The organism is Tateyamaria pelophila, from assembly GCF_019966495.1.
Taxonomy (GTDB): Bacteria; Pseudomonadota; Alphaproteobacteria; order Rhodobacterales; family Rhodobacteraceae; genus Tateyamaria; species Tateyamaria pelophila.
Window position 1 is genome coordinate 41,938 of record NZ_JAIMIA010000001.1, and the last position, 20,814, is coordinate 62,751.

Genomic DNA, 20,814 nt, shown 5'->3' on the forward strand with positions numbered 1-20,814 from the left:
AATGACATGGTTCGGTGCGACATCTCAAGCACCTTTACCCGGCGGCTCGATGATTTGGATCAGAGCGCCGGGGATATAATTCGCAGAATTATGGACATATATGTCATGGTCGCCTTATAGGCAGGCCAGCCGAGGCTCACAAGACCCTGCTTCTTTCGGCGTCAAATATCCTGGGGCTTTGGGGCAGAGACCCAATAGCGCAGCTGCCGGAGGCGGCTGCAAAACATCGTGTACGCCGACAGGCGTTCCGCTTTGCAACACCCCCAACAGTCGTCCGGCAAAGTTCAAACCAACCAAGTGCTCACGCCGCGCTGTCGGTCTTGCCCCCGGTAAACAGACCGCCCAAGGCCTGTTTCACCAGGCGCCTGGCACGCGGACGGTTGTCGGCATCAAACGGAACGGGACGGCACACTTCCATCGCGGCAACCCCGACCCGCGCGGTCAACGCACCATTGACCAGCCCTTCTCCAAAGCGACGTGACAGCTTGCCAAGGATTGATCCCCCGACAATCGGCTCCAGCATATCATCGCCCACCGCAACAGCACCGGTCGCCACCAGATGGGTCATCACGGCGCGGGTCAGGCGCCATGACCCCATAACGCCCCCGCGCCCGCCATAGATCTCGGCAACACGGCGGATCATCCGCAGATTGGCTGTCAACGCCGCCACCACATCGGCCAGTGCCAACGGAACAAGGGCCGTGACCGTTGCCACTTGGCGGGCAGCAGCCTCAACCTCGCGTTCAGCTGCCTGATCCAGAGGTGCGATCAATTCGGCCTCGGTCAAGGCCAACAAGCTTGCCGCATCCATCTGATCGCCGCGCAATTCGGCCAACCGGTTTTGCCCCCACTCCAGTTCAGGGCGTGATGAATAAAGTTGCACCAACCGGTCCGTCACATGCCGCGCCGCGATCAGGTCCTGTGTCTCAAGCGCTGTCGCCGCGGCATGGCGCAGATCGTCAATCCGGGTCAGACGGCGCAACGCGGCCAGTTCGCGCAACGCAATCGCCAGCAACACCAGAACCAAGGCCGCAACCAACCCCGCAAACGTCCAACCCAAAAGCGGCGCGCGTTCAATCCAGCCAAGGGCGAAATCCCACGCCGCCGTGCTGATCACCGCCGTCAGAAGTGCACCCGCGACAGCCCAGAAAAACTGCCCCAATCGTGAGGGTTTGCGGGCCGCAATCCGCGCCACGTTCTGCATCGCCGCCCCTGTGGCCGTCGGCATCGGCCCGTCTGGCACGGGTGGCGCATCCGCTACATTCGGGCCGACCTCGTCATCATCAATCTCAATCAGGATCGGGCCTTTGGCCATCACACGGTCTCCCTTTTCCATTCGAGGCGCAGGTCCGGCAAACCTTCGTCATTGCGTGCCCCGTCCGTTTCTTCCACAACGACAAATCCGTGCGCGGCATAAAACGCCTTGGCCTCGACATTGGCCTGAAAGGTCCAGAGCGTCAGCGCATCGCGATGATTTTGCGCGTGGTTCAACAGCGCGGTACCGACGCCCTGTTGTCGCGCCGCAGCGGTAACATAGAGTGCCTGAACCGTTTCTCCGTCACAGGCAATAAAGCCCGTCACCTCGTTTGCATCCTGCGCGACCGTCACCCAATCCTTTTCGATCAGGTCCCCGGCAAAGCCGACATCCTCGGCCCGGGTGTGCACCCGCGGCATCCAGTCCGTGTGGTCAATGAACTCGGACAGAATACCGCCGACCTTGCCCGCATCGGTCGAACGCGCCGCGCGCAGGTCAATCGTCTTCACAATCGGTCTCCGATCAGGAACTGGGCCGCCCGGTCCATTCGGATGTGCGGCGGCCCGTCGCCCGGTCGCAAGTTCAATGGAGCCGGAGCAAAGCGCATGATCTGGTAGTCTTCATCCAGCCATTTCGTTGCCCCGGATTTGGCCGGGTTCAAAATGTGTCCCGGATCATCAGGCAGCGCACCGGGGTAGAAGGCCGCCTGCTTGCCACTGTCGAGCAATGTGCCGCGCACCACGTCCAACGGCACGCCGTCATGGATCATTGTATCCTCAGTCGTGGCGCGTAACGCCGCCAGCGACAAGGCTTGAGTATTGGCCCCGGCAAAGCGCGCCCGGTCGCGGGCGTCGCGCGTCAAAGCCTCCATGATCGCGGTCAGTTTGCCATGTTGCGCATGATGCAGGTGATCGGCCTTGGTGGCGGCAAACAGGATCTTTTCCACCCGCTTGCCCCGAAAAAGCTGGGTCAGAAAGGCGTTTCGGCCCGGTCGGAACGCGGACAGGATTTCGGCCATTGCGTACCGCATATCCTCGACCGCTGCCGGGCCTGAATGGATCGCGCCCAAAGCATCTACCAACACCACCTGACGGTCGATCCGCGAAAAATGATCCCGAAAGAACGGGCGTACGACCCGCGCCTTGTAAGCCTCGAACCGACGCGCCATTTCACGGCGCAGTGATCTGCGCGGCGCGTCTCCGGGCGGCAGCGGCGCAAAGGTCAGGGCGGGCGAACCCGCCAGATCACCGGGCAACAAGAACCGCCCCGGCGTACAGTCGTAAAAGCCTGCTTTTCGCGCCTCTGACAGATACTCGGTGAAACTGGCCGCCAGCGCCTTGGCCTGCACCTCATCGAGGTCCGTCGCACCGTCCGTGGTCTCGACCAGCGTTTGATACCGCGCGCCACTTTGACGTTTCGCAGTCCTCGCCAGCGCACTGGCGGACCATGTATCATAGCTTTGATCAAGCAGACCAAGATCGAGCAGCCATTCCCCCGGGTAGTCGATGATATCCAGATGCACGGTGCGCGGGCTTTGCAGCCCCGCCAACATTCCGTTCGGCTTGACCCGCAACGACACCCGCAATTCGCTCACCGCGCGGGTACTTCCCGGCCATCGCGGTGGCACACCCGTGAGCGCATTCATATGCGCTTCAAAGTCGAAACGCGGCACTGTGTCATTGGGCTGCGGCTGCAGATATGCCGCCACAATGCGCCCTTCACTTGCGGCCAGAAGATGGGGCATCCGGCCCCTGTCGAGCAGATTGGCCACCAGCGACGTGATAAAGACCGTCTTGCCGGACCGCGCCAACCCTGTGACGCCCAGACGAATCGTTGGATCCCCGACCAGACCCGCACCGGTGTCGTAAACGCCCTGGGCCAGATCCAGCACCCCGTCGGCAATCTTCGTTAGAACCACGCGGTGCTCTCCTTTTGCGCGCCTGCGGGGCGCGGCAGTCCGATGTTGTTGTGCGTAACATAAGGCGGGTTTCGGCGCTTCACCAGAGGCGACAGCCTGCTTGGCAGAGTTCGGGAGCCTCCGGCGGGGATTTTTTCGGAACAGAGAAGGGAGAGAAGGGGTGGACTGCGCCTCTGCGCAAGCCACCTATGGCTCGGTTTGAAGCAGGCCCTGCCGTTGTCTGCCGGTTGCTTTGGGTTTAGGGGAGCAGCCATGCCACGTTATGCGCTCAAAATCGAATATCACGGTGGGCCGTTTGTCGGCTGGCAGCGCCAGCGCGGGCAGCGCTCGGTGCAGGGGGCCATAGAGACCGCCCTGGCCAAGCTTGAGCCGCGGGCGCACACAATCGCAGCGGCCGGACGGACGGATGCCGGTGTCCATGCCCTCGCGCAGGTGGCCCATTGTGACATGGAGCGCGACTGGACTCCGTTCCGCTTGTCGGAGGCCTTGAACTATCACCTTATGCCTGATCCCATTGCCATCGTCGGGTGCGCTGCCGTTGCCGATGACTGGCACGCGCGCTTTTCAGCGTTGGAGCGCCAATACCAGTTTCGCCTGTTGATGCGCCGCGCCCCTGCGACCCATCTGCACGGTCTGGTATGGCATGTGAAGACCCCGTTGGACATCGATGCAATGCGCACGGGTGCCGCCCATTTGATCGGCCGTCACGATTTCACCACCTTCCGGTCCTCCATTTGTCAGGCCGAAAGCCCGGTCAAGACGCTCGATATGCTTGATGTCACGCGGGTTGAGGGCCTGCACGGACCGGAAGTCCGTTTCGACGTGCGCGCCCGGTCATTTCTGCACAATCAGGTGCGCAGCTTTGTCGGGACCCTTGCGCGGGTCGGCAGCGGATCCATGGCGCCGGAAGATGTGAAAACTGTGCTGGAGGCCCGGAGCCGGTCCGCATGCGGTCCCGTTTGCCCGCCGCAAGGGTTGTACCTCGCGCATGTCGTCTATCCTGACGATCCGTTCGCCTGAGGCTCAGTCCAGTTCCATCTGGCCCGCCCCTGCGCCAGCATTGCGCGAAGCATCGCTGTCGGGCACATAGGTCTTGGCGGCAAGGGTCTGCAATTGCGTTTCCAGCGTCGGACCGAGGGGGACCCGGTCCGGTCTGCTTCGCTGACTGGGTGCGGTCAACATCAACGATGCTTCGATCGCGTTGCCTTGGATCCTGACGTCGGCGTGGCAGGGCAGCGCAAACAGCCAACTGATCAGCATGGCCCGTTGGCCCGGATTGTCCTCGATCACGCTGATAGGCGTTACGCCCAAGGATGCGGCTTCGACGACGCGCTCTATGCGCAGGGCCAGAGAAATAATGGTCTGCGGGGTTTCCAGGGCGGCGGCAAGCGGACCTTCCGCCCCTCCATCCGCCAGATGCCGCACCAGCATTGCGCCAAAGGCCAGCGCCTGGGCAGGAGGTACGCCCGCACCACTTGCCGCTTTTATTCCCAGCGCCTGCACTTCGGTCCAAGAATGCGTCGTCATGTGAGTACCGGCATCCACCAATCATCGTTTTCAGGCATCAGTTCATCCCCAAGTGGAGCACCTTGCGCCAAGGTGATCCGCGTCCAGAGATCAGACTTTGGGTCGAATTTGGTGGCCCCGAAGAAACTGAGCTTGCAGCGTAGCATATCGATTGGGCGGCAGGTGGATGCGATGAGATTGTCGCGTATGTCGGCGTAAGGGTAACGCGCCGTGAGTGCGACCCTTGAGATTGCCAACGCATGGCCCGGGTGGGCCTCCAGAAACGCCGAGACCGGAGCGTCCGTCGTCGGCAAGTTCTCATACAGTGCCTTTACGCGCCGCCCGATATCCAGGGGCGTTTCCAATTCCGCGCCCACATCTAAATACCGGTCACCGAGGCGTGGTTCCAGCTTGGCCGCACTGACATACCAGAAACGGCGACAGGCCTCTGCGTCCGTGTAATCAATCCCGAAGACCCAGGGCCAATTCGTCTCGATTGCATGCCGCAATGCCTGCGTGCCGCCAAAGGGGCTGGTCAGGGGGCCGAAAGGATCACCCATGCAATCCGCCAATCCATCGATCAAATCACCGAAAGGTTCGAGGATGAGGGAGAGCAAAAGCTCTTGCAAAGCTACGCTGGCGTTTTGCGCGACAGCCCACAATGCATCCATAGGGCGCGGCGCGTCGAGCGCATCAAAGTGATGCGCGAAGCCGGTCCATTCCCGCTCCAGACGCCGCAAGGCCTCATCATGGTCGCTAGCCGGGACGTGCCATTCGGAAAGATGTTGCGCCGCGCGCTTTGCCAGCGCTTTGAGATGGGCCTGTTGATCCTCGCTCAGCGTCTCTATTTGTCGCACACGCGCGAGTGCGGTTTCACGGGCCATCATCCAATTGTTCAGCAATACCGGGTGGTTCACCAAGAACGGCGCCATTCCAAGCCCCGTTGCATTGCCAATGCCCAGATGGCGGGCCAGTTGCGGGTCCAGTCTGCCCTGCCCGACATGCTGAACCAGATCGAGCGTGAAATGACGGATCAGATAGACCGTCAGCATCTCGGCGGCAAAGGGACCACCGAGACCCTTGCGATCGGCAATAAGATAGCGGTCGGCAATCCCGAACTTGCCATTGCCGTAGACCGCTGTGGTCCGCATCAGGTAGCCGATGTCGCGGATCATGGCGGCGTCAGGTTGCGTCCCTGCTTGCAGGGCGCGCGCCGTGGCGTCCCACATGCGAACGGACTTGTTGGCCCGGCTCAAAACCAGATCGCGGGGGCTGAACCGGCCGGCTTCCTGCAGGGGCGCATTTCGGGCAATGCGCGCGACCTCGGACGACGAAGGAACACCGTCATAAAGCACAAAAACCGCGTCCCAGGCCGTTGCGATCACGCGGTCGCTGCGTTGATCTTCGGGCAGGTCGTGAGACAAGGCGACGAGAGAATAAGTATGTCCACCAAAGTCGACACTGTAGACGGCCGTGCCATGTCCCAGCGCGTCCATCGTCCAGACGGTGCGCGTGATCTTGCTGCGTTCGGCACACAAACGGCGCACGACGGCTCGCAGAAAACTGAGGCGCGTTGGCATCATGGCGCCAAAGCGCGACAACCGCATCACCTCTTCCGGCGGCCGTAAGGGCGCGATGTCGGGCACCATGTCTTTCACTGCTGGCATTTCAAAACGCTCATACCATCAGTTAGCCGCGTTTGACCCTCGTCTTGCAAGCGTTTTTCGACACAAAAAACGGCCGGAAAGCGTACCGCTTTCCAGTTGGCGCACCTGCCAAAGGGTGGATGCGGGTTTCTGCGTCAGAAACCTGCCGGAAACCGTGTCGGTTTCCGGTTTTGACATGATCACATGGGTTGCTGCGTATATTTCTTCAGCTCAGCCCGGGCCACTTGACGTCGATGAACCGCATCCGGCCCATCCGCCAATCGCAACGTACGCTGATGCGTCCAAGCGTGCGCCAACGGCGTATCCTGACTGATCCCCTGACCGCCATGCATCTGCACGGCCTCGTCGATCACTTTCAACGACACGCGGGGCGCGACGACCTTGATCTGACTGATCCAAGGGGCGGCGGCCCGTGCATCGCCCTGATCCATCATCCAGGCGGCCTTGAGGCACAGCAAACGCGCCATCTCGATTTCCATCCGTGCTTCGGCGATGATATCGTAATTGGCGCCAAGCTGAGCAAGGGGCTTGCCGAACGCTTCCTTCGAGAGCGACCGCCGACACATCAGTTCGAGTGCAGCCTCGGCCTGACCGATCGCGCGCATGCAATGGTGGATCCGTCCCGGCCCAAGCCGACCCTGCGAAATCTCGAACCCACGCCCTTCACCAAGCAGAATGTTTTCGACAGGCACCCGCACGTCGGTAAAACGAAGGTGCATGTGCCCATGCGGCGCATCATCATGGCCGTAAACCAGCATGGGGCGCAGAACTTCAATGCCGTCACTGCCCGCAGGCACAACGATCATCGATTGCCGCTTGTGTTTGGGCAACTCGTCACCGCCCGTCTTGACCATAACGATATACACTTTGCAGCGCGGATCACCGGCACCCGAAGCCCAGTATTTCTCTCCGTTCAGCACGTATTCATCACCGTCACGCACGCAGGACATTGCAATGTTGGTCGCATCCGAAGAGGCCACATCCGGTTCGGTCATCAGATAGGCCGAACGGATTTTGCCTTCGAGCAGAGGCGCCAGCCAATCTTGCTTCATGGTCGCGGTGCCATAGCGCTCGAACACTTCCATGTTGCCCGTATCAGGGGCGGAGCAATTGAACGTTTCCGCACCCAGCGGCGTCTTTCCCATTTCTTCGGCGAAATGGGCATATTCCACGGTGCTCAGGCCAAAGCCCTTGTCGCTGTCCGTCAGCCAGAAATTCCAAAGACCCGCTGCTTTTGCCTTTGATTTCAATCCTTCCAGGATCTCTGTCTGGCGTTCGGTATATTGCCAGCGGTCGCCTTTGCCGACTTCTGCGGCATAGTCTTCTTCCACGGGCATGATGTCATCTCGGATCATTGTCGCAACCCGTTCCAGCAGGTCGCGGTTTTCCGCGCGCATGCCGAAGCTCATATCCATAAAGCTCTTGTCCATCTCACATCCTCACTGATTTCCAGCAGCGTGGCGCGAAACGCAACAAGTGTCCACCGGATGCTGATGGGCTGCGGCGCGTTTCATTGCCGTCATCACGTAGCATTTGGAAAATACCGGACCGCACCGGATCAGCGTCCAGGCTAAAACGCCGCCAGAGTCGGCTTTCCAGTCGCCGAACACCTGACAGAACAGCCGCAATCCTTCGATCCGCACCCGTATCCAAACCCTCAACCGCCTGATCTGTGTGCAAAAACACAGATAACGCGTTTTCCTGGTCGCCAATCGGTTGCGGTGGGCGCGAGAATGTGCACGTTTGGTCCCATGGCCAAATTGCCCGATTTTTTTGACGAGATGTATGGACGCGGCACAGAGCCGCGCGCGCCATACGAAGCCTATGCCAAATGGTTCGGAGGCGAAAACAACGCCCGGCTTCTGGAGAAATCCGCCGAGGCCGAGGCCCTGTTTCGACTGATTGGCGTGACGTTCAATGTTTATGGCGATCCTGATGCGTCCGAACGGTTGATCCCGTTCGATCTTGTGCCGCGCATCATTGCGGCGCAGGAGTGGGCAAAAGTCGCGCGGGGCATCGAACAACGGGTGCGGGCGCTGAACGCCTTTTTGCACGACATATATCACCGGCAGGAAATCGTGCGCGCAGGCCGACTGCCTGCCGAGATGCTGGCGCTCAACGACGCCTTCCTGCCCGAGATGATCGGCATGTCACCCCCCGGTGGCATCTACACCCATATCGTCGGTACTGATCTGGTGCGCACCGATGACAATGAATTCTACGTACTGGAGGACAACGCCCGCACGCCGTCAGGCGTCAGCTACATGCTCGAAAACCGCGAGACGATGCTGCACATGTTTCCCGAACTGTTCTCCAAGATCAGAGTTCAGCCGGTCAGCCAGTATCCACGTAGTTTGCGGCGGTCCTTGTCCGGCTGCGTGCCGGATGCGTGCAGTGGCCGGCCAACGCTCGCCGTGCTGACGCCCGGCATCCATAACTCTGCCTATTACGAACACGCCTTTCTGGCCGATCAGATGAGTGCGGAACTGGTCGAGGGACATGACTTGCGCGTGGTGGACGGGCGCGTGGCCATGCGGACGACACAAGGATACCATCCCATCGACGTTCTGTACCGTCGGGTGGATGATGATTTTCTTGATCCGCTGACGTTCAACCCCGACAGCATGCTGGGCGTGCCGGGCATTATGGATGTGTACCGGGCCGGTGGCATCACGATCGCAAACGCGCCGGGAACGGGCATTGCGGACGACAAGGCGATTTACAGCTACATGCCCGATATCGTCGAATTCTACACCGGCGAAAAGGCAATCCTGAACAACGTGCCGACCCATCGCTGTTCCGAGCCCGACGCCTTGAAATACGTGTTGGACAATCTTGCAGAGCTCGTGGTCAAGGAAGTCCACGGCTCCGGTGGCTATGGCATGCTGGTGGGTCCGGCCGCGTCGAAGAAGGAAATCTCGGACTTCCGCAAGAAGCTGGAGTCGAACCCTGACAACTATATCGCGCAACCCACGCTGGCGCTGTCGACGGTGCCGATCCTGACGGAAGCGGGCCTTGCGCCGCGCCACGTCGACTTGCGCCCCTTCGTTCTGGTGTCCCCCCAGGGGATCGAAGTTACCCCCGGCGGGCTCACCCGTGTTGCGTTGTCCGAAGGATCACTGGTCGTCAACTCGTCGCAAGGCGGAGGCACCAAGGACACTTGGGTGCTGGAGGAGTAGCGCGATGCTGGGCAAAACCGCAGGCGGTCTTTTCTGGATGTTCCGCTATCTTGAACGGGCTGAAAACACCGCACGGATGATCGATGCCGGGTTGCGCATTTCGCTGACGCGGTCGAGTGCTGCTGAAAGCGAATGGACCTCGATCCTGTCCTCGACGGGCTTGCGGGCGGCCTATCATGCCACCCATGGCACCATTGACGGGCCGCAAATCATCAACTTTCTGCTGCGTGATCCGGCCAATCCCGGCAGCATACTGGCGGGTATCGAAACCGCCCGTGAAAACGCCCGCCTTGTGCGCACCGCCCTGACCCGCGAGGTGTGGGAGGCGGTGAACGAATGCTACATGGTGCTTAAAACGACCCTCGCGCACCCCATTGATGATCGCGACCTGCCGCGCGTTCTTCAGATCATTCGCCAGCGCAGCGCCTATGTCCGCGGTGCATCGCACGGCACGATGGTGCGCAATGATATGTACAACTTCGCCCGGATCGGCACGTTTTTCGAACGGGCCGACAATACGGCACGGATCCTGGATCAGAAATACTACATCCTGCTGCCGTCTGTTCGTTTCGTAGGCAGTCCCTCGGACAACGTGCAATGGGAAACGATCCTGCGGGCAACGTCATCCACCCGTGCCTACCAGACGCTGCACGAAGGCGAAAACGATCCGCGCGCCATCGCACGGTTCCTGCTGCTCGACCGCCGCCTGCCCCGCAGTCTTGCCTTTTGTTACGGCAAGATATCCGAAAATCTCGGCTACCTCGAACATGAATATGGCACGCGCCACATATGCCATGAGCTTGTGTCTAACATTTGTGAAAAATTCAAAGCGGATGACATGAACGCCATTTTTGAATATGGGTTGCATGAATTCATTGGCGATTTCCTGCGCGACAGTGCCTCACTCGGCCGCCAGATTGAAATTGACTACAGGTTTAGCGAGTAAACACATGCGCCTGACGGTATCTCACCGCACCCACTACACCTATGACGCTCCGGTGCCTTACGGCCTGCAGCAAATCCGCTTGCGTCCGAAGTCGCGCCCCGGCCAGATTGTCGAGGACTGGGCGATTGACGTTGTTGGTGGGCAAGTCGAAGTCACGTTTGAGGACGAACACGCCAATACCGTCGATCTGGTCAGTTTCGCGCCCAATCAGACAGAGATTCAAATCACCTGCCGCGGTACGGTCGATGTAGAAAACATGGCAGGCGTGGTTGGCCATCAAAGCGGGTATGTTCCGATGTGGCTCTTCCAGCGGAGCACGGCCCTGACAAAAACCGGCCCACTGGTGCAGAGCCTGATTGACGACGTGACCCGCAGCGACAACGCTCTGGAAACACTGCATGGATTGTCGGACCAGATCCTGAACCGCGTGCCCTACTCCACGGCACAGTCTTCATCGGAACTCTCCGCCGAGGACGTTCTGCGCGAAGGTCGTGGGGTGTGTCAGGACCATGCGCATGTCTTCATCACGGTGGCCCGCGCACTGGGTTTTCCTGCGCGTTATGTCTCGGGTTATTTGATGATGGACGATCGCGCCGAACAAGATGCCAGCCATGCGTGGGCCGAAGCGAATTTGCCCGGCCTCGGCTGGGTCGGCTTTGACATATCGAACGGCATATCGCCTGACGGTCGCTATGTCCGCGTGGCGACCGGACTGGATTATCGCGGCGCTGCGCCGATTTCCGGCATGCGCTATGGCAATGCGGTCGAGGACATGACGGTGTCGTTGCAGGTACAGCAGCAATAGGCCGACGCCCGTTTCCAGTTGGTTGGTTTTTTGGGGGCTCTGCCCCCGGCCTGCGCCCTCCCCCGGGATTTTTTGGAACAGAGAAGGGACACGCCGCGCGATCTGAGTTTTGCCGCGTGCTGCCGAAGGCTCGCGTGCCCGCTACAGGTCAACGGGCGCTGGCCAGCAGATCGTCGACGTTCAAGTGTTGCTCCAGCCAATCGGCCAAATTCTCAAGGACGTCTTCAACAGCCTTGTCATAGGCAGTATCTGCGGCTTCTGTCCCGAACCCGGCAAGCCAGGCGCGCCGAAAGGCGTCACTGCGAAACATCCCGTGCAGGTAGGTGCCCGCCACCCGGCCATCCTCAGATAATGCGCCTTCGTTCTGGCCACCGATCCGGGCAAAAGGGCGCGCTCGATCTGCGCCTTCGCTGAACCCCTTGTGCATCTCATATCCGGTGATTCCGCAGCCTGTGGGCACATGCACTGCGGTTGTTTCGGACAGCCGTTTATCGGCGGTCATCACCGTCGCAATGTCGAGCAGTCCAAGGCCACGCGCCGTGCCAGCGGGTCCTTCGATGCCGTCGGGATCCGACACCATGTGGCCCAGCATTTGAAAACCGCCACAAATGCCGAGCACATGCCCGCCACGCCGGTGGTGCGCGCGCATATCCTCGTCCCAACCTTGCGCCCGGATGAACGCCAGATCGCCCCGGGTCGATTTGCTGCCCGGCAAGATCACCACATCCGTATCGGCAGGCAGGGGTTGGCCCGCATGCAACATGGTCAGGCGCACGCCCGGTTCTTGTGCAAGCGGGTCCAGATCATCGAAATTGGAGATCCGCGACAGTTTCAGGCAGACGACGTGGAGGCCATCGTTGCGGTTCGGCGTTGAGATGTCCAGCGCATCCTCGGCCGGCAGTTTCCACGCATCGTTGAACCAAGGCACCACGCCAAACCCACGCCACCCCGTCTGGTCCTCGATCATGCGGTATCCATCGTCAAAGAGCGTCGGATCGCCCCGGAACCGATTGATGATAAAGCCTGAAATCATCGCAGCGTCGGCCGGGTCGATCACGGCCTGCGTGCCCACGATCTGCGCGATCACGCCGCCCCTGTCGATGTCGCCGGTAAGGATGACCGGGACGTCAGCGGCGCGGGCAAAGCCCATATTGGCGATGTCACCCGGGCGCAGATTGACCTCTGCCGGGCTGCCCGCCCCCTCGACCAGAACCAGATCGTATCGGGATTTCAATCGGTTGAAGCTGTCGAGGACAGAAGCCATCAACTGCGGTTTCATCCGGGCGTAGTCGCGCGCCTTGACGGTCGCAATGCGCTTGCCCTGCACCACCACCTGAGAGCCGACATCGGTTTCCGGCTTGAGAAGCACAGGATTCATATCCGTGTGCGGAGCCAGCCCACAGGCCATCGCCTGCAGCGCCTGTGCGCGGCCAATCTCGCCCCCGTCTGCCGTGACCGCAGCATTGTTGGACATGTTCTGAGGCTTGAACGGGGCAACCGACACGCCGCGCCGAACCGCCGCGCGACACAGGCCCGCCACAAGCATCGATTTCCCGACATTGGAGCCAGTGCCCTGGACCATAAGAGATTTGCTCATCAACCCGCCTTGACGCCGTTCAGGATCATTTCCGCAGTTTTCTTCATTTGGGGGGTAATTCAGTTTTCATGCTGGGACTAGACGGAAAAGGGAGAACACCCCCCGCGTCTGGCGCCTCCGCGCGCACGGCAACCGTCGCCTCGGGTGCTACACTGCTTCAACTTTTACCTGGTGAAATGGACTGTCGGCCTGCCGGACAGTGTTGCGCTCGTCCCTGTTTATTCCACCAGCAACTGCTTCTTACCAAACCTGAGCGTTGCAAGACCCGAGGCAGCTTGCAGGGCTAAGTTGGTTCTCCACCTAAAACTTCCCAGAAGTCCGCTCTCAGGTTGTGGTGAGGAAACGGGACGTCCGGAACAGCAACGCCAAGAAAGGCACACAAAGGCTCCCAGCCCTCAGCTACATCAAAGACCAACAGTCTTTCGGAGGGGACCGTCGCACGCACGTCCGCCGTTCTCTGCTCAAATGCCGCGATTGCGGCTTCGCGGTCTCGATAATTTCCGCCAAAGGTTTGCGCGCCGATGAAATCCCGGCTCATGTCGAGTAATTCACGCATCGGCGGAGGGATGTCCATCGAGGGGTAAGTGTCCAACAGCTTACCAATTGTCTTGTCAAAACTTGCCCACCATTTTTCAGGAGGGCGTACGGAATGAAGAACCTTTGCATCTGGAAAAGCTGTCATTGATTGCTGCCAAAAATGAGCCCCCGGCCAATCAACCTGACTGGTGTAACCCTCAAAAATGTTTTCCAAATCTCGCCTTTGCCCTTTTACCAACGCCTGCCAGCTTGGCAATTGATCGAGGTTTTCGACAATTTCATACATGTGATGGCAAGGACCAAAGCCCAAAAATTCGAGAGCATCCTTAATTGACTTGGTACCTGTTCGACCGAACCCAGAACCAATTACTTTCAATGCCATATCGATGTTCCCCCCTACATATCGTCTGATCGTAAACGGATTGCTCGGGAAAGCTATTCCAAAGTCTTGGAAAACACTGACGATCGTCAAGCCGATGGCCTTATACGGAACCGGCGCGACCACCTGAGAACAAATTGGCTACCAAGCAGAGGCATCCATCCTAGAACTCCACACCCTTCTGCGCCTTTACGCCCTCTTTGAAGGGATGCTTGAGCAAAGTCATCTCTGTGACCAGATCTGCGGCCTCGATGAGTTCGGGCTTTGCATTCCGGCCCGTCAGAACGACATGAGTCATCGCAGGCTTTTCGTTCAGTAGGAAATCGACCACTTCGTCGATATCCAGATAGTCATAGCGCAGCGCAATGTTGATCTCGTCCAGCAGTACGAACTGAATGTCGGGGTCCAAGATCTGTTCCTTGGCGATTTTCCATCCGTTTTGGGCGGCGGCCACATCGCGCTCGCGATCCTGAGTTTCCCAGGTAAACCCCTCGCCGGATACGAAAAAGCGGCATTCATCCGCAAAGCGTTCGCGCAGGAAGGTTTTTTCGCCTGTCGCCCAATTGCCCTTGATGAATTGCACCACGGCACAGGGCATCCCGTGCGAAATGCAGCGCATGATCATGCCGAAACCGGACGATGATTTGCCTTTGCCCGGCCCGGTATGGACCATGATCAAACCTTTTTCTTCGGTCTTTGTTTCCATCATCTTGTCGCGGGCGGCCTTGATCTTTTTCATCTTGGCAGTGTGGCGGGCGTTGACGTCGTCCATCGGGACCTCCGGGCGGTTGTGCAATTCGCCTGAGGGTGTGCCATGCAATCCCGAGCGATGCCAGAGCAGATGAATCGCTTGACAGCGATCCACCCCACGCGCACTACAGTCGCGCTGGTGCCCGGGGGCTACTCCGGGTGAAAAGGGAATGTGTGACGAGATTATTCGACGAATAATCTTGGAACCGCAGCCGCCCCCGCGACCGTGACCGGAGAGGGGCCCCGCGCCACTGGCTAACGCTGGGAAGGTGGGGCAACCGACAGGGCAAATGCTCTGGCATCCGCAAGCCGGGAGACCTGCCAGCGACGAGACGATTGAAACCGGACGGGGTGTTTCCGGGTGTCGGGTCTTGCGGCTGCGCCGTCCCGTCATCTGCCCCCATATAGGAAGACGTGATGAGCGAGTTAGCTTCAGTTGATATGGCCCCTGTCGAGCTTTTGGTTTGCGTCAAATGCAGGCGCGAGATGGACGTGCCCGAAGGCGGAACGCGCCCAGGCGAAGCTTTGCATGCGGTACTGGCAGAAAGAGGTATGCCGGACGGTGTTACCCTGAAGGCAGTGGAATGCTTATCCAACTGCTCTTCGGGTTGTTCCGTTGCCGTACGTGGCGGCCCTGACCGCTGGACATATGTCTATGGCAATCTGCTGGAGACCGAACATGCCGACACCGTCCTGGAAGGTGTCGCGGCCTATGCAGCAACCGCAGATGGCCTCGTGCCCTGGCGCACCCGCCCCGAACATTTCCGCAAGAATTGCATCGCCCGTATCCCCCCGCAGGAGCTTTGATCCATGTCCAACCTGAACAAAATCCCCGTCACCGTCATCACCGGCTTTCTTGGGTCGGGCAAGACGACCCTGGTGCGCCATCTGATGCAGAACCCACAAGGTAAGCGTCTGGCCATTATCGTCAACGAATTTGGTGATGTAGGTGTAGACGGCGAGATCCTGAAATCCTGTGCGATCCCCGATTGCCCGGCCGAAAACATCATGGAACTGGCCAACGGTTGTATCTGCTGCACGGTCGCCGATGACTTCATTCCGACAATCGAGGCCCTGATGGCGCTTGATCCGCAGCCCGAACATATCCTGATCGAGACCTCGGGTCTCGCCCTGCCCAAACCTTTGCTCAAGGCCTTTGACTGGCCGGATATTCGGAGTCGCATCACCGTGGACGGCGTGATCGCATTGGCCGACGCCGAAGCCGTGGCCGCAGGCCGATTTGCGCCCAATGTCGCCGCGGTCGATGCGCAGCGCGCGGCCGATGACTCGCTTGATCACGAAACACCCCTATCGGAGGTGTTCGAGGATCAAATCAGTTGCGCTGATATCATTTTGCTGACCAAGCCCGATCTGGCTGGCCCCGAAGGCATTGCCAAGGCAAAAGCCATCATAGCGGCGCACGCCCCGCGTCCGATCCCCGTTGTAGAGGTCGCCGAAGGCATCGTGGATCCTCGCGTGTTGCTGGGTCTCGAAGCTGCGGCAGAGGACGATATCGACGCCCGCCCAAGCCATCACGACGGCCATGACGACCATGAGCACGACGACTTTGAAAGCGTAATCATCGACATTCCCGAAGTGACCGACCCTGCCGATCTCGTTGCGCGGATCGAAGCGATGGCAAAGGCGCAGAATATCCTGCGGGTCAAAGGCTATGCCGCCGTGCAAGGCAAACCGATGCGCCTGCTGGTGCAGGCAGTCGGCGCACGGGTGCGTCATCAGTTTGATCGTCCCTGGGGACCGAATGAAGCCCGCCAGGGCCGTTTGGTCGTGATTGCCGAACATGACGACGTGAATGCCGCAGCGATCCGGGCCGCATTGGTTCAACCTGCAACGCAAGCAGCGGAATAGCAGGGTAGCGGCCATGCACGTCGTCTTTCGCGAAAGCCACGGCCTTGAGGAAACCGAGACGCCGACCGATCTGGGGCAAACGCCTGCGGATCTGGTCGTGCTGTCGTTTTCCGACAGTGACCTCGGGGCTTTTGCGGCAGCCTATCATCGCGGTGGCGGGGCTGATAAAATGCCGTCCCTGCGACTGGCAAATCTCGTTGGCCTGAAGCATCCACTGTCGGTCGATACCTATGTTGAGCAAACGTTAACCGGAGCCAAGGGCATCCTGATCCGCCTGATTGGCGGGGTGCCGTACTGGTCTTACGGATTGCAGCAAGTCGAGACTCTGTGCCGGGCCAAAGGCATCGCACTCGCCGTCCTGCCCGCAGACGGGCGGCCCGATACGCGGCTTGATGAGATTTCCACCCTGCCCGTCAGCACGCTGCGCCGATTGGCGCATCTGTGTGACACGGGCGGTGCCGTCGCCGCGCAAGCAGCACTGGCACAGATGGCGCTGGCCTCGGGCCTATATGCCGGTCCGGTGCGTGGGGCGAAATCCCTGCCAACGGTCGGCGCATGGACGCCCGAGCATGGCGTCACCTGCCCCGCCATTTCACTCGCGGATGATCGACCCTTGGTCCTGCTCACCTTCTATCGCGCTTATCTGGCGGCGGCAGACCTGTCGGCCATCGAAGCCCTCTATGCGGCTCTCAGTGAGCGCGGCTTTCGGGTGCTGGGGCTTTTTGCACCGTCGCTAAAAGCACCGGACGCGGCGGGCTGGCTGGCGCGACAAATCGCCTACATGGCCCCCGCCGCCATCGTCAATGCCACCGCCTTTTCGGGGAAAGGCGGCACCGGCACCTCGCCTCTGGATGCGGGCAACGTGCCTGTGTTTCAGGTGGCACTTTCCACTGCGACGCGCAAGATGTGGGCAGAGGCGGAGCGTGGGCTTTCGCCTGCGGATCTGGCGATGCACGTGGTTCTGCCTGAAGTGGACGGGCGGCTTTTTGCGGGCGTGACCTCATTCAAGGAACCGCAAAAACGCGACAAACATCTGCAATTTTCCCGCTTTGCACATGCAGCAGATTTGGGCCGGGTCGCCAGCGTCGCTGACAAGGTCCGAGCGTGGGTTGATCTGGCAGCCCGACCAGCGCCAGACCGCCAGCCCGCATTGGTGCTGAGTACCTATCCCGGCAAGGACTGGAACATGGCCCACGCCGTGGGGCTGGATGCGCTGGCATCGGCAGAGGCAATTCTGGACGATCTGTCAGGAGATGGGCACAGCATCGACCAAAGTCACGTTCCGCTGCAAGACGCGCTTGGCAGCCAGACACTCACCTGGCCCCTCCACGCGTACCTTGCCGCCCTCGCGCATCTGCCGCAATCGCTGCAAGACGATTTGGCCGAGGCGTGGGGAACCCCGGAAACGGATGCGCCGGACGGCGCCTTTCACTTCGCCGCAACCCGGCGCGGCCAGGCGCTGGTGGCGTTGCAGCCTGAACGGGGCACACCGGCAGCCCGTGATGACGATTACCACGACCTCAGCCGCACGCCCCGCCATGCCTACGTCGCCTTCTATCTCTGGCTGCAGACCAAGGCCGACGCCCTGATCCATATCGGCGCGCATGGCACGCTGGAATGGCTGCCGGGCAAGTCGGTGGCCCTCTCCGATGCTTGCTGGCCCGAGGCTTTGGTGGGCACCCTGCCTGTCATCTATCCCTTTATCGTCAACGATCCGGGCGAGGCCGCACAGGCCAAGCGGCGCATCGGGGCCATGACCCTCGGCCACCTGCCCCCCCCGATGAAAGCCAGCGATACGCCGGACCGGCTGGTCCGGTTGGAGACCTTGCTGGATGAGTTTTCAACGGCGGACGGGCTCGATCCGAAACGCCGCGACCGGTTGCAGGATGACATCCGCGCCGAGGCGCAGGCCCTTGGCATCGAGGATGATCTGGGACTGGCGCGCGCCACGTCGACCGCCGAAGCCATCACCCGGATTGACCGCTTTGTCTGCGACATCAAGGAAAGCCAGTACGGCGACGGCTTGCACATCTGGGGCCGCGGACGGGATGGCGACGTCAGCCCTTCCATCGCCGGGGAACGCACCGCCCTGATCGCTGCACTGAATGGCATGCGGATCGCAGCCGGGCCTTCGGGCTCGCCTTACCGGGGCCGCAGCGATGTTCTGCCCACGGGCCGCAACCTCTTCAGCACCGACCCCAGATCCGTGCCTACGCGCGCCGCCTATGCTCAAGGTGTGAAACTGGCCGAGGAACTCGTGCGCCGCCATTTGCAGGATGAAGGCGACTGGCCGCGTGGCTTGATCGTCGACCTCTGGGGGTCGGCCACCATGCGCACGGCAGGCGAGGAATTCGCCATGGCGCTGCACCTGCTTGGCGTCCGCCCCGTTTGGGACAAGGGGTCAGAGCGGGTGTCCGGCATCGAAGTGCTGCCCATCACCGATCTTGATCGGCCACGCATCGATGTGACGCTCCGCGTGTCGGGCCTCTTCCGCGATGTCTTTCCCACCTTGTCCGCCCTTTTCGGTCAGGCGATCCGCGCGCTCGCCGCCCGTGATGAGGCCCCGGACTGGAACCCCTATGCGGGCAAACCGGAGGCGGCGCGCGTTTATGGCCCCGCGCCCGGCAGCTTTGGGCTGGGCATGGGCGCAGATCTGGAAACCTTTACCGAGGAAAGCCGGGAGGCCGCCGGGGCCGCGTGGTTGCGCGCCAGCGCCTATGCGCTGAACGGCACGGATGCGATCAAGGACGAGGCCGGGTTGCGTGCGCGCGTCGCCGCCGCCGACAGCTTTGTGCACCTGCAAGACCTGCCCGAAACCGACATTTTGCTCGCCTCAGATTATGCGGCACACGAAGCGGGCTTTGCCGCGGCGCAGGCGATCACCGGCGGCAGCGCGGCGCTCTATCACCTGGACAGCACAAACCCCGACGCCCCCCGCGCCCGCGCCCTGCCCGAAGAGATCGCGCGCGTCGTCCAAGGGCGTGCCACGCAGCCGGGCTGGCTGGCAGGCATGATGCGCCACGGGTTCCGGGGCGCGGCAGAGATCGCCGCGACGCTTGATCACATGGCCGCTTTCGCCCATTTGGCAGGCGTTGTGAGGCCGCATCTCTTTGATCTCTATCACGAGGCCACTCTGGGAGATGCAGCCGTGTCCGAATTCCTGCAAGAGACCAACCCGGGTGCATATCAGGCGATGCAGGATCAGTTTGCAGCCCTCGATGCGGCGGGCCTTTGGCAAACGCGTCGCAATTCGATCCGGGCCGCCCTTGAGGCCGCACAATGAGAACCATCAAGGGATGGTGCCCCGGGGCCCACCGGCCCATGATGTCAGGCGATGGCCTGATCGCCCGCATACGCCCCCGTCTGGGGCGATTGACAACCGAACAAGTGCTTGGGCTGTGCGACATTTCCTGCACCCATGGTAATGGCATTATCGACCTGACCAGTCGGGCAAATCTGCAAATGCGCGGCATGGTCGAAGCCAATCACGCAATGGTGTTGGATCGTCTCGCCGCGCTGGATTTGCTTGACGCAGACCCAAGCGTTGAAGCCCGGCGCAACATCATCGCGACACCGCTCTGGCACTCCGGCGACATGACGGAACGCCTGCACCACGACATCGTGGCTTGCCTGCCAGCTTTGCCAGACCTGCCCGCCAAAATGGGCATCGCACTGGACACTGGCCCGACACCGATGCTCGGGGCCGCCTCTGCCGATTTCCGGTTTGAGCAAGGCGGTGACGGTGCGTTGATCTTGCGCGCGGATGGCAGCAATCGGGGATGGGCGATCGACGCGGACGACGCGCCACAGGCCTTGATCGAAATGGCGCACTGGTTCTGCAACACCGGTGGGCGCATGGCCGGGCGGATGGCGCACCATCTGTTGACAACGCCATTGCCGCCGGACTGGGAGACACACCTGGCGCGGCCCATGACCAACCCGCTGCAGGCGGGCCGCCTGAACGAGGCGCAAATCTTTGGCGCACCGTTCGGCAGTCTGAATGCGCGCGCCCTGGCGGCCCTTGTGACCGATACCAAAACCACGGGCCTGCGCTGCACGCCCTGGCGGTTGTTTCTGCTGGAAGAGGCCGAAACAGTTGCCGACACCCACGGCTTCGTCACCGATGCAAACGACCCGATCTTGCGCGCACATGCCTGTTCCGGCGCGCCTGCCTGCGCCTCAGCCACGGTTGAAACGCGGACCATTGCCCGCGTGCTGGCCCCGAAACATCCCAAGGGTTTGCACGTCTCCGGCTGTTCCAAGGGATGCGCCCATCCGCGCCCTGCACCGTTGACCCTTGTGGGCGATAACGGCGCGTATGACCTTGTGGAAAACGGCCATCCATGGGATCAGCCGCGCAAGCGCGGGCTCTCCGCCGATGACCTGAAGACCATTCCGGACTGATC

The 20,814-nt window shown here is 60.9% G+C and carries 17 protein-coding genes and 1 riboswitch; of the genes, 8 read left to right on the plus strand and 9 right to left on the minus strand.

The features are described 5' to 3' along the window. Nucleotides 1-301: 301 nt before the first annotated feature. From LC354_RS00225 to LC354_RS00235, 3 genes are read right to left on the minus strand one after another with little or no spacing between them, the layout of a single operon-like run. Nucleotides 302-1,315, minus strand: coding sequence for a YcjF family protein (locus LC354_RS00225; protein WP_223420763.1), 1,014 nt, complete (start codon nt 1,313-1,315; stop codon nt 302-304). Next, entirely contained in the window at nt 1,315-1,764 is a 450-nt protein-coding gene (locus LC354_RS00230; protein WP_223420764.1) for a GNAT family N-acetyltransferase, read from the minus strand. The genes LC354_RS00225 and LC354_RS00230 overlap by 1 nt, the downstream gene beginning before the upstream one ends. Beyond that, nucleotides 1,761-3,173: a YcjX family GTP-binding protein gene (locus LC354_RS00235; RefSeq protein WP_223420765.1), complete on the minus strand. Its 1,413-nt coding sequence runs from the start codon at nt 3,171-3,173 to the stop codon at nt 1,761-1,763. Before LC354_RS00235 ends, LC354_RS00230 begins: the two co-directional genes overlap by 4 nt. Before the next feature lie 252 nt (nt 3,174-3,425). Between LC354_RS00235 and truA the strand changes: the two genes are divergently transcribed. Continuing rightward, nucleotides 3,426-4,193: a tRNA pseudouridine(38-40) synthase TruA gene (gene truA / locus LC354_RS00240; RefSeq protein WP_223420766.1), complete on the plus strand. Its 768-nt coding sequence runs from the start codon at nt 3,426-3,428 to the stop codon at nt 4,191-4,193. 3 nt (nt 4,194-4,196) lie between these two features. Here the strand turns inward: truA and LC354_RS00245 are convergent, their stop codons facing one another. The 3 genes from LC354_RS00245 to LC354_RS00255 all read right to left on the minus strand — a co-directional run bounded on the left by LC354_RS00245 (nt 4,197) and on the right by LC354_RS00255 (nt 7,761). Further along, on the minus strand, nt 4,197-4,700 hold the full coding sequence (locus LC354_RS00245; protein WP_223420767.1) for a hypothetical protein: 504 nt from the start codon (nt 4,698-4,700) through the stop codon (nt 4,197-4,199). Further along, nucleotides 4,697-6,346: a hypothetical protein gene (locus LC354_RS00250; protein WP_223420768.1), complete on the minus strand. Its 1,650-nt coding sequence runs from the start codon at nt 6,344-6,346 to the stop codon at nt 4,697-4,699. The genes LC354_RS00245 and LC354_RS00250 overlap by 4 nt, the downstream gene beginning before the upstream one ends. A 179-nt stretch (nt 6,347-6,525) precedes the next feature. Continuing rightward, nucleotides 6,526-7,761, minus strand: a complete 1,236-nt coding sequence (locus tag LC354_RS00255) for an acyl-CoA dehydrogenase family protein (protein WP_223420938.1) — start codon at nt 7,759-7,761, stop codon at nt 6,526-6,528. A 336-nt stretch (nt 7,762-8,097) separates the two neighbouring features. Between LC354_RS00255 and LC354_RS00260 the strand changes: the two genes are divergently transcribed. The 3 genes from LC354_RS00260 to LC354_RS00270 are packed head-to-tail and all read left to right on the plus strand — an operon-like array spanning nt 8,098 to nt 11,276. Next, nucleotides 8,098-9,525 carry a circularly permuted type 2 ATP-grasp protein gene (locus LC354_RS00260; protein ID WP_223420769.1) on the plus strand — a complete coding sequence of 476 codons (1,428 nt, stop codon included), beginning with the start codon at nt 8,098-8,100 and terminating at the stop codon, nt 9,523-9,525. 4 nt (nt 9,526-9,529) lie between these two features. Then, a complete protein-coding gene (locus LC354_RS00265) occupies nt 9,530-10,471 on the plus strand; it encodes an alpha-E domain-containing protein (protein WP_223420770.1) in 942 nt (313 codons plus the stop codon). Nucleotides 10,472-10,475: 4 nt separating this feature from the next. Then, nucleotides 10,476-11,276 carry a transglutaminase family protein gene (locus tag LC354_RS00270; protein WP_223420771.1) on the plus strand — a complete coding sequence of 267 codons (801 nt, stop codon included), beginning with the start codon at nt 10,476-10,478 and terminating at the stop codon, nt 11,274-11,276. A 148-nt stretch (nt 11,277-11,424) separates the two neighbouring features. Here LC354_RS00270 and LC354_RS00275 read toward each other — a convergent pair whose 3' ends face one another. From LC354_RS00275 to cobO, 3 genes are all read right to left on the minus strand, one after another. Beyond that, the gene (locus tag LC354_RS00275) at nt 11,425-12,873 is read right to left on the minus strand and encodes a cobyric acid synthase (protein WP_223420772.1); all 1,449 of its coding nucleotides are present in this window, start codon (nt 12,871-12,873) and stop codon (nt 11,425-11,427) included. A gap of 283 nt (nt 12,874-13,156) precedes the next feature. Then, nucleotides 13,157-13,882: a sulfotransferase family protein gene (locus LC354_RS00280; protein ID WP_223420773.1), complete on the minus strand. Its 726-nt coding sequence runs from the start codon at nt 13,880-13,882 to the stop codon at nt 13,157-13,159. Nucleotides 13,883-13,952: 70 nt separating this feature from the next. Then, nucleotides 13,953-14,561, minus strand: coding sequence for a cob(I)yrinic acid a,c-diamide adenosyltransferase (gene cobO, locus LC354_RS00285; RefSeq protein WP_223420774.1), 609 nt, complete (start codon nt 14,559-14,561; stop codon nt 13,953-13,955). A gap of 98 nt (nt 14,562-14,659) precedes the next feature. Continuing rightward, nucleotides 14,660-14,879, plus strand: a riboswitch (cobalamin riboswitch). Nucleotides 14,880-14,956: 77 nt separating this feature from the next. Between cobO and LC354_RS00290 the strand changes: the two genes are divergently transcribed. The 4 genes from LC354_RS00290 to cobG are packed head-to-tail and all read left to right on the plus strand — an operon-like array spanning nt 14,957 to nt 20,812. Further along, entirely contained in the window at nt 14,957-15,346 is a 390-nt protein-coding gene (locus tag LC354_RS00290; RefSeq protein ID WP_223420775.1) for a DUF1636 family protein, read from the plus strand. A gap of 3 nt (nt 15,347-15,349) precedes the next feature. Beyond that, nucleotides 15,350-16,408 carry a cobalamin biosynthesis protein CobW gene (cobW, locus tag LC354_RS00295; protein ID WP_223420776.1) on the plus strand — a complete coding sequence of 353 codons (1,059 nt, stop codon included), beginning with the start codon at nt 15,350-15,352 and terminating at the stop codon, nt 16,406-16,408. A gap of 13 nt (nt 16,409-16,421) precedes the next feature. Then, a complete protein-coding gene (cobN, locus tag LC354_RS00300; protein ID WP_223420777.1) occupies nt 16,422-19,691 on the plus strand; it encodes a cobaltochelatase subunit CobN in 3,270 nt (1,089 codons plus the stop codon). After that, nucleotides 19,688-20,812 (plus strand): precorrin-3B synthase, encoded by a 1,125-nt coding sequence (gene cobG / locus LC354_RS00305; protein ID WP_223420778.1) that lies wholly within the window; start codon nt 19,688-19,690, stop codon nt 20,810-20,812. The genes cobN and cobG overlap by 4 nt, the downstream gene beginning before the upstream one ends. Nucleotides 20,813-20,814: the final 2 nt, after the last annotated feature.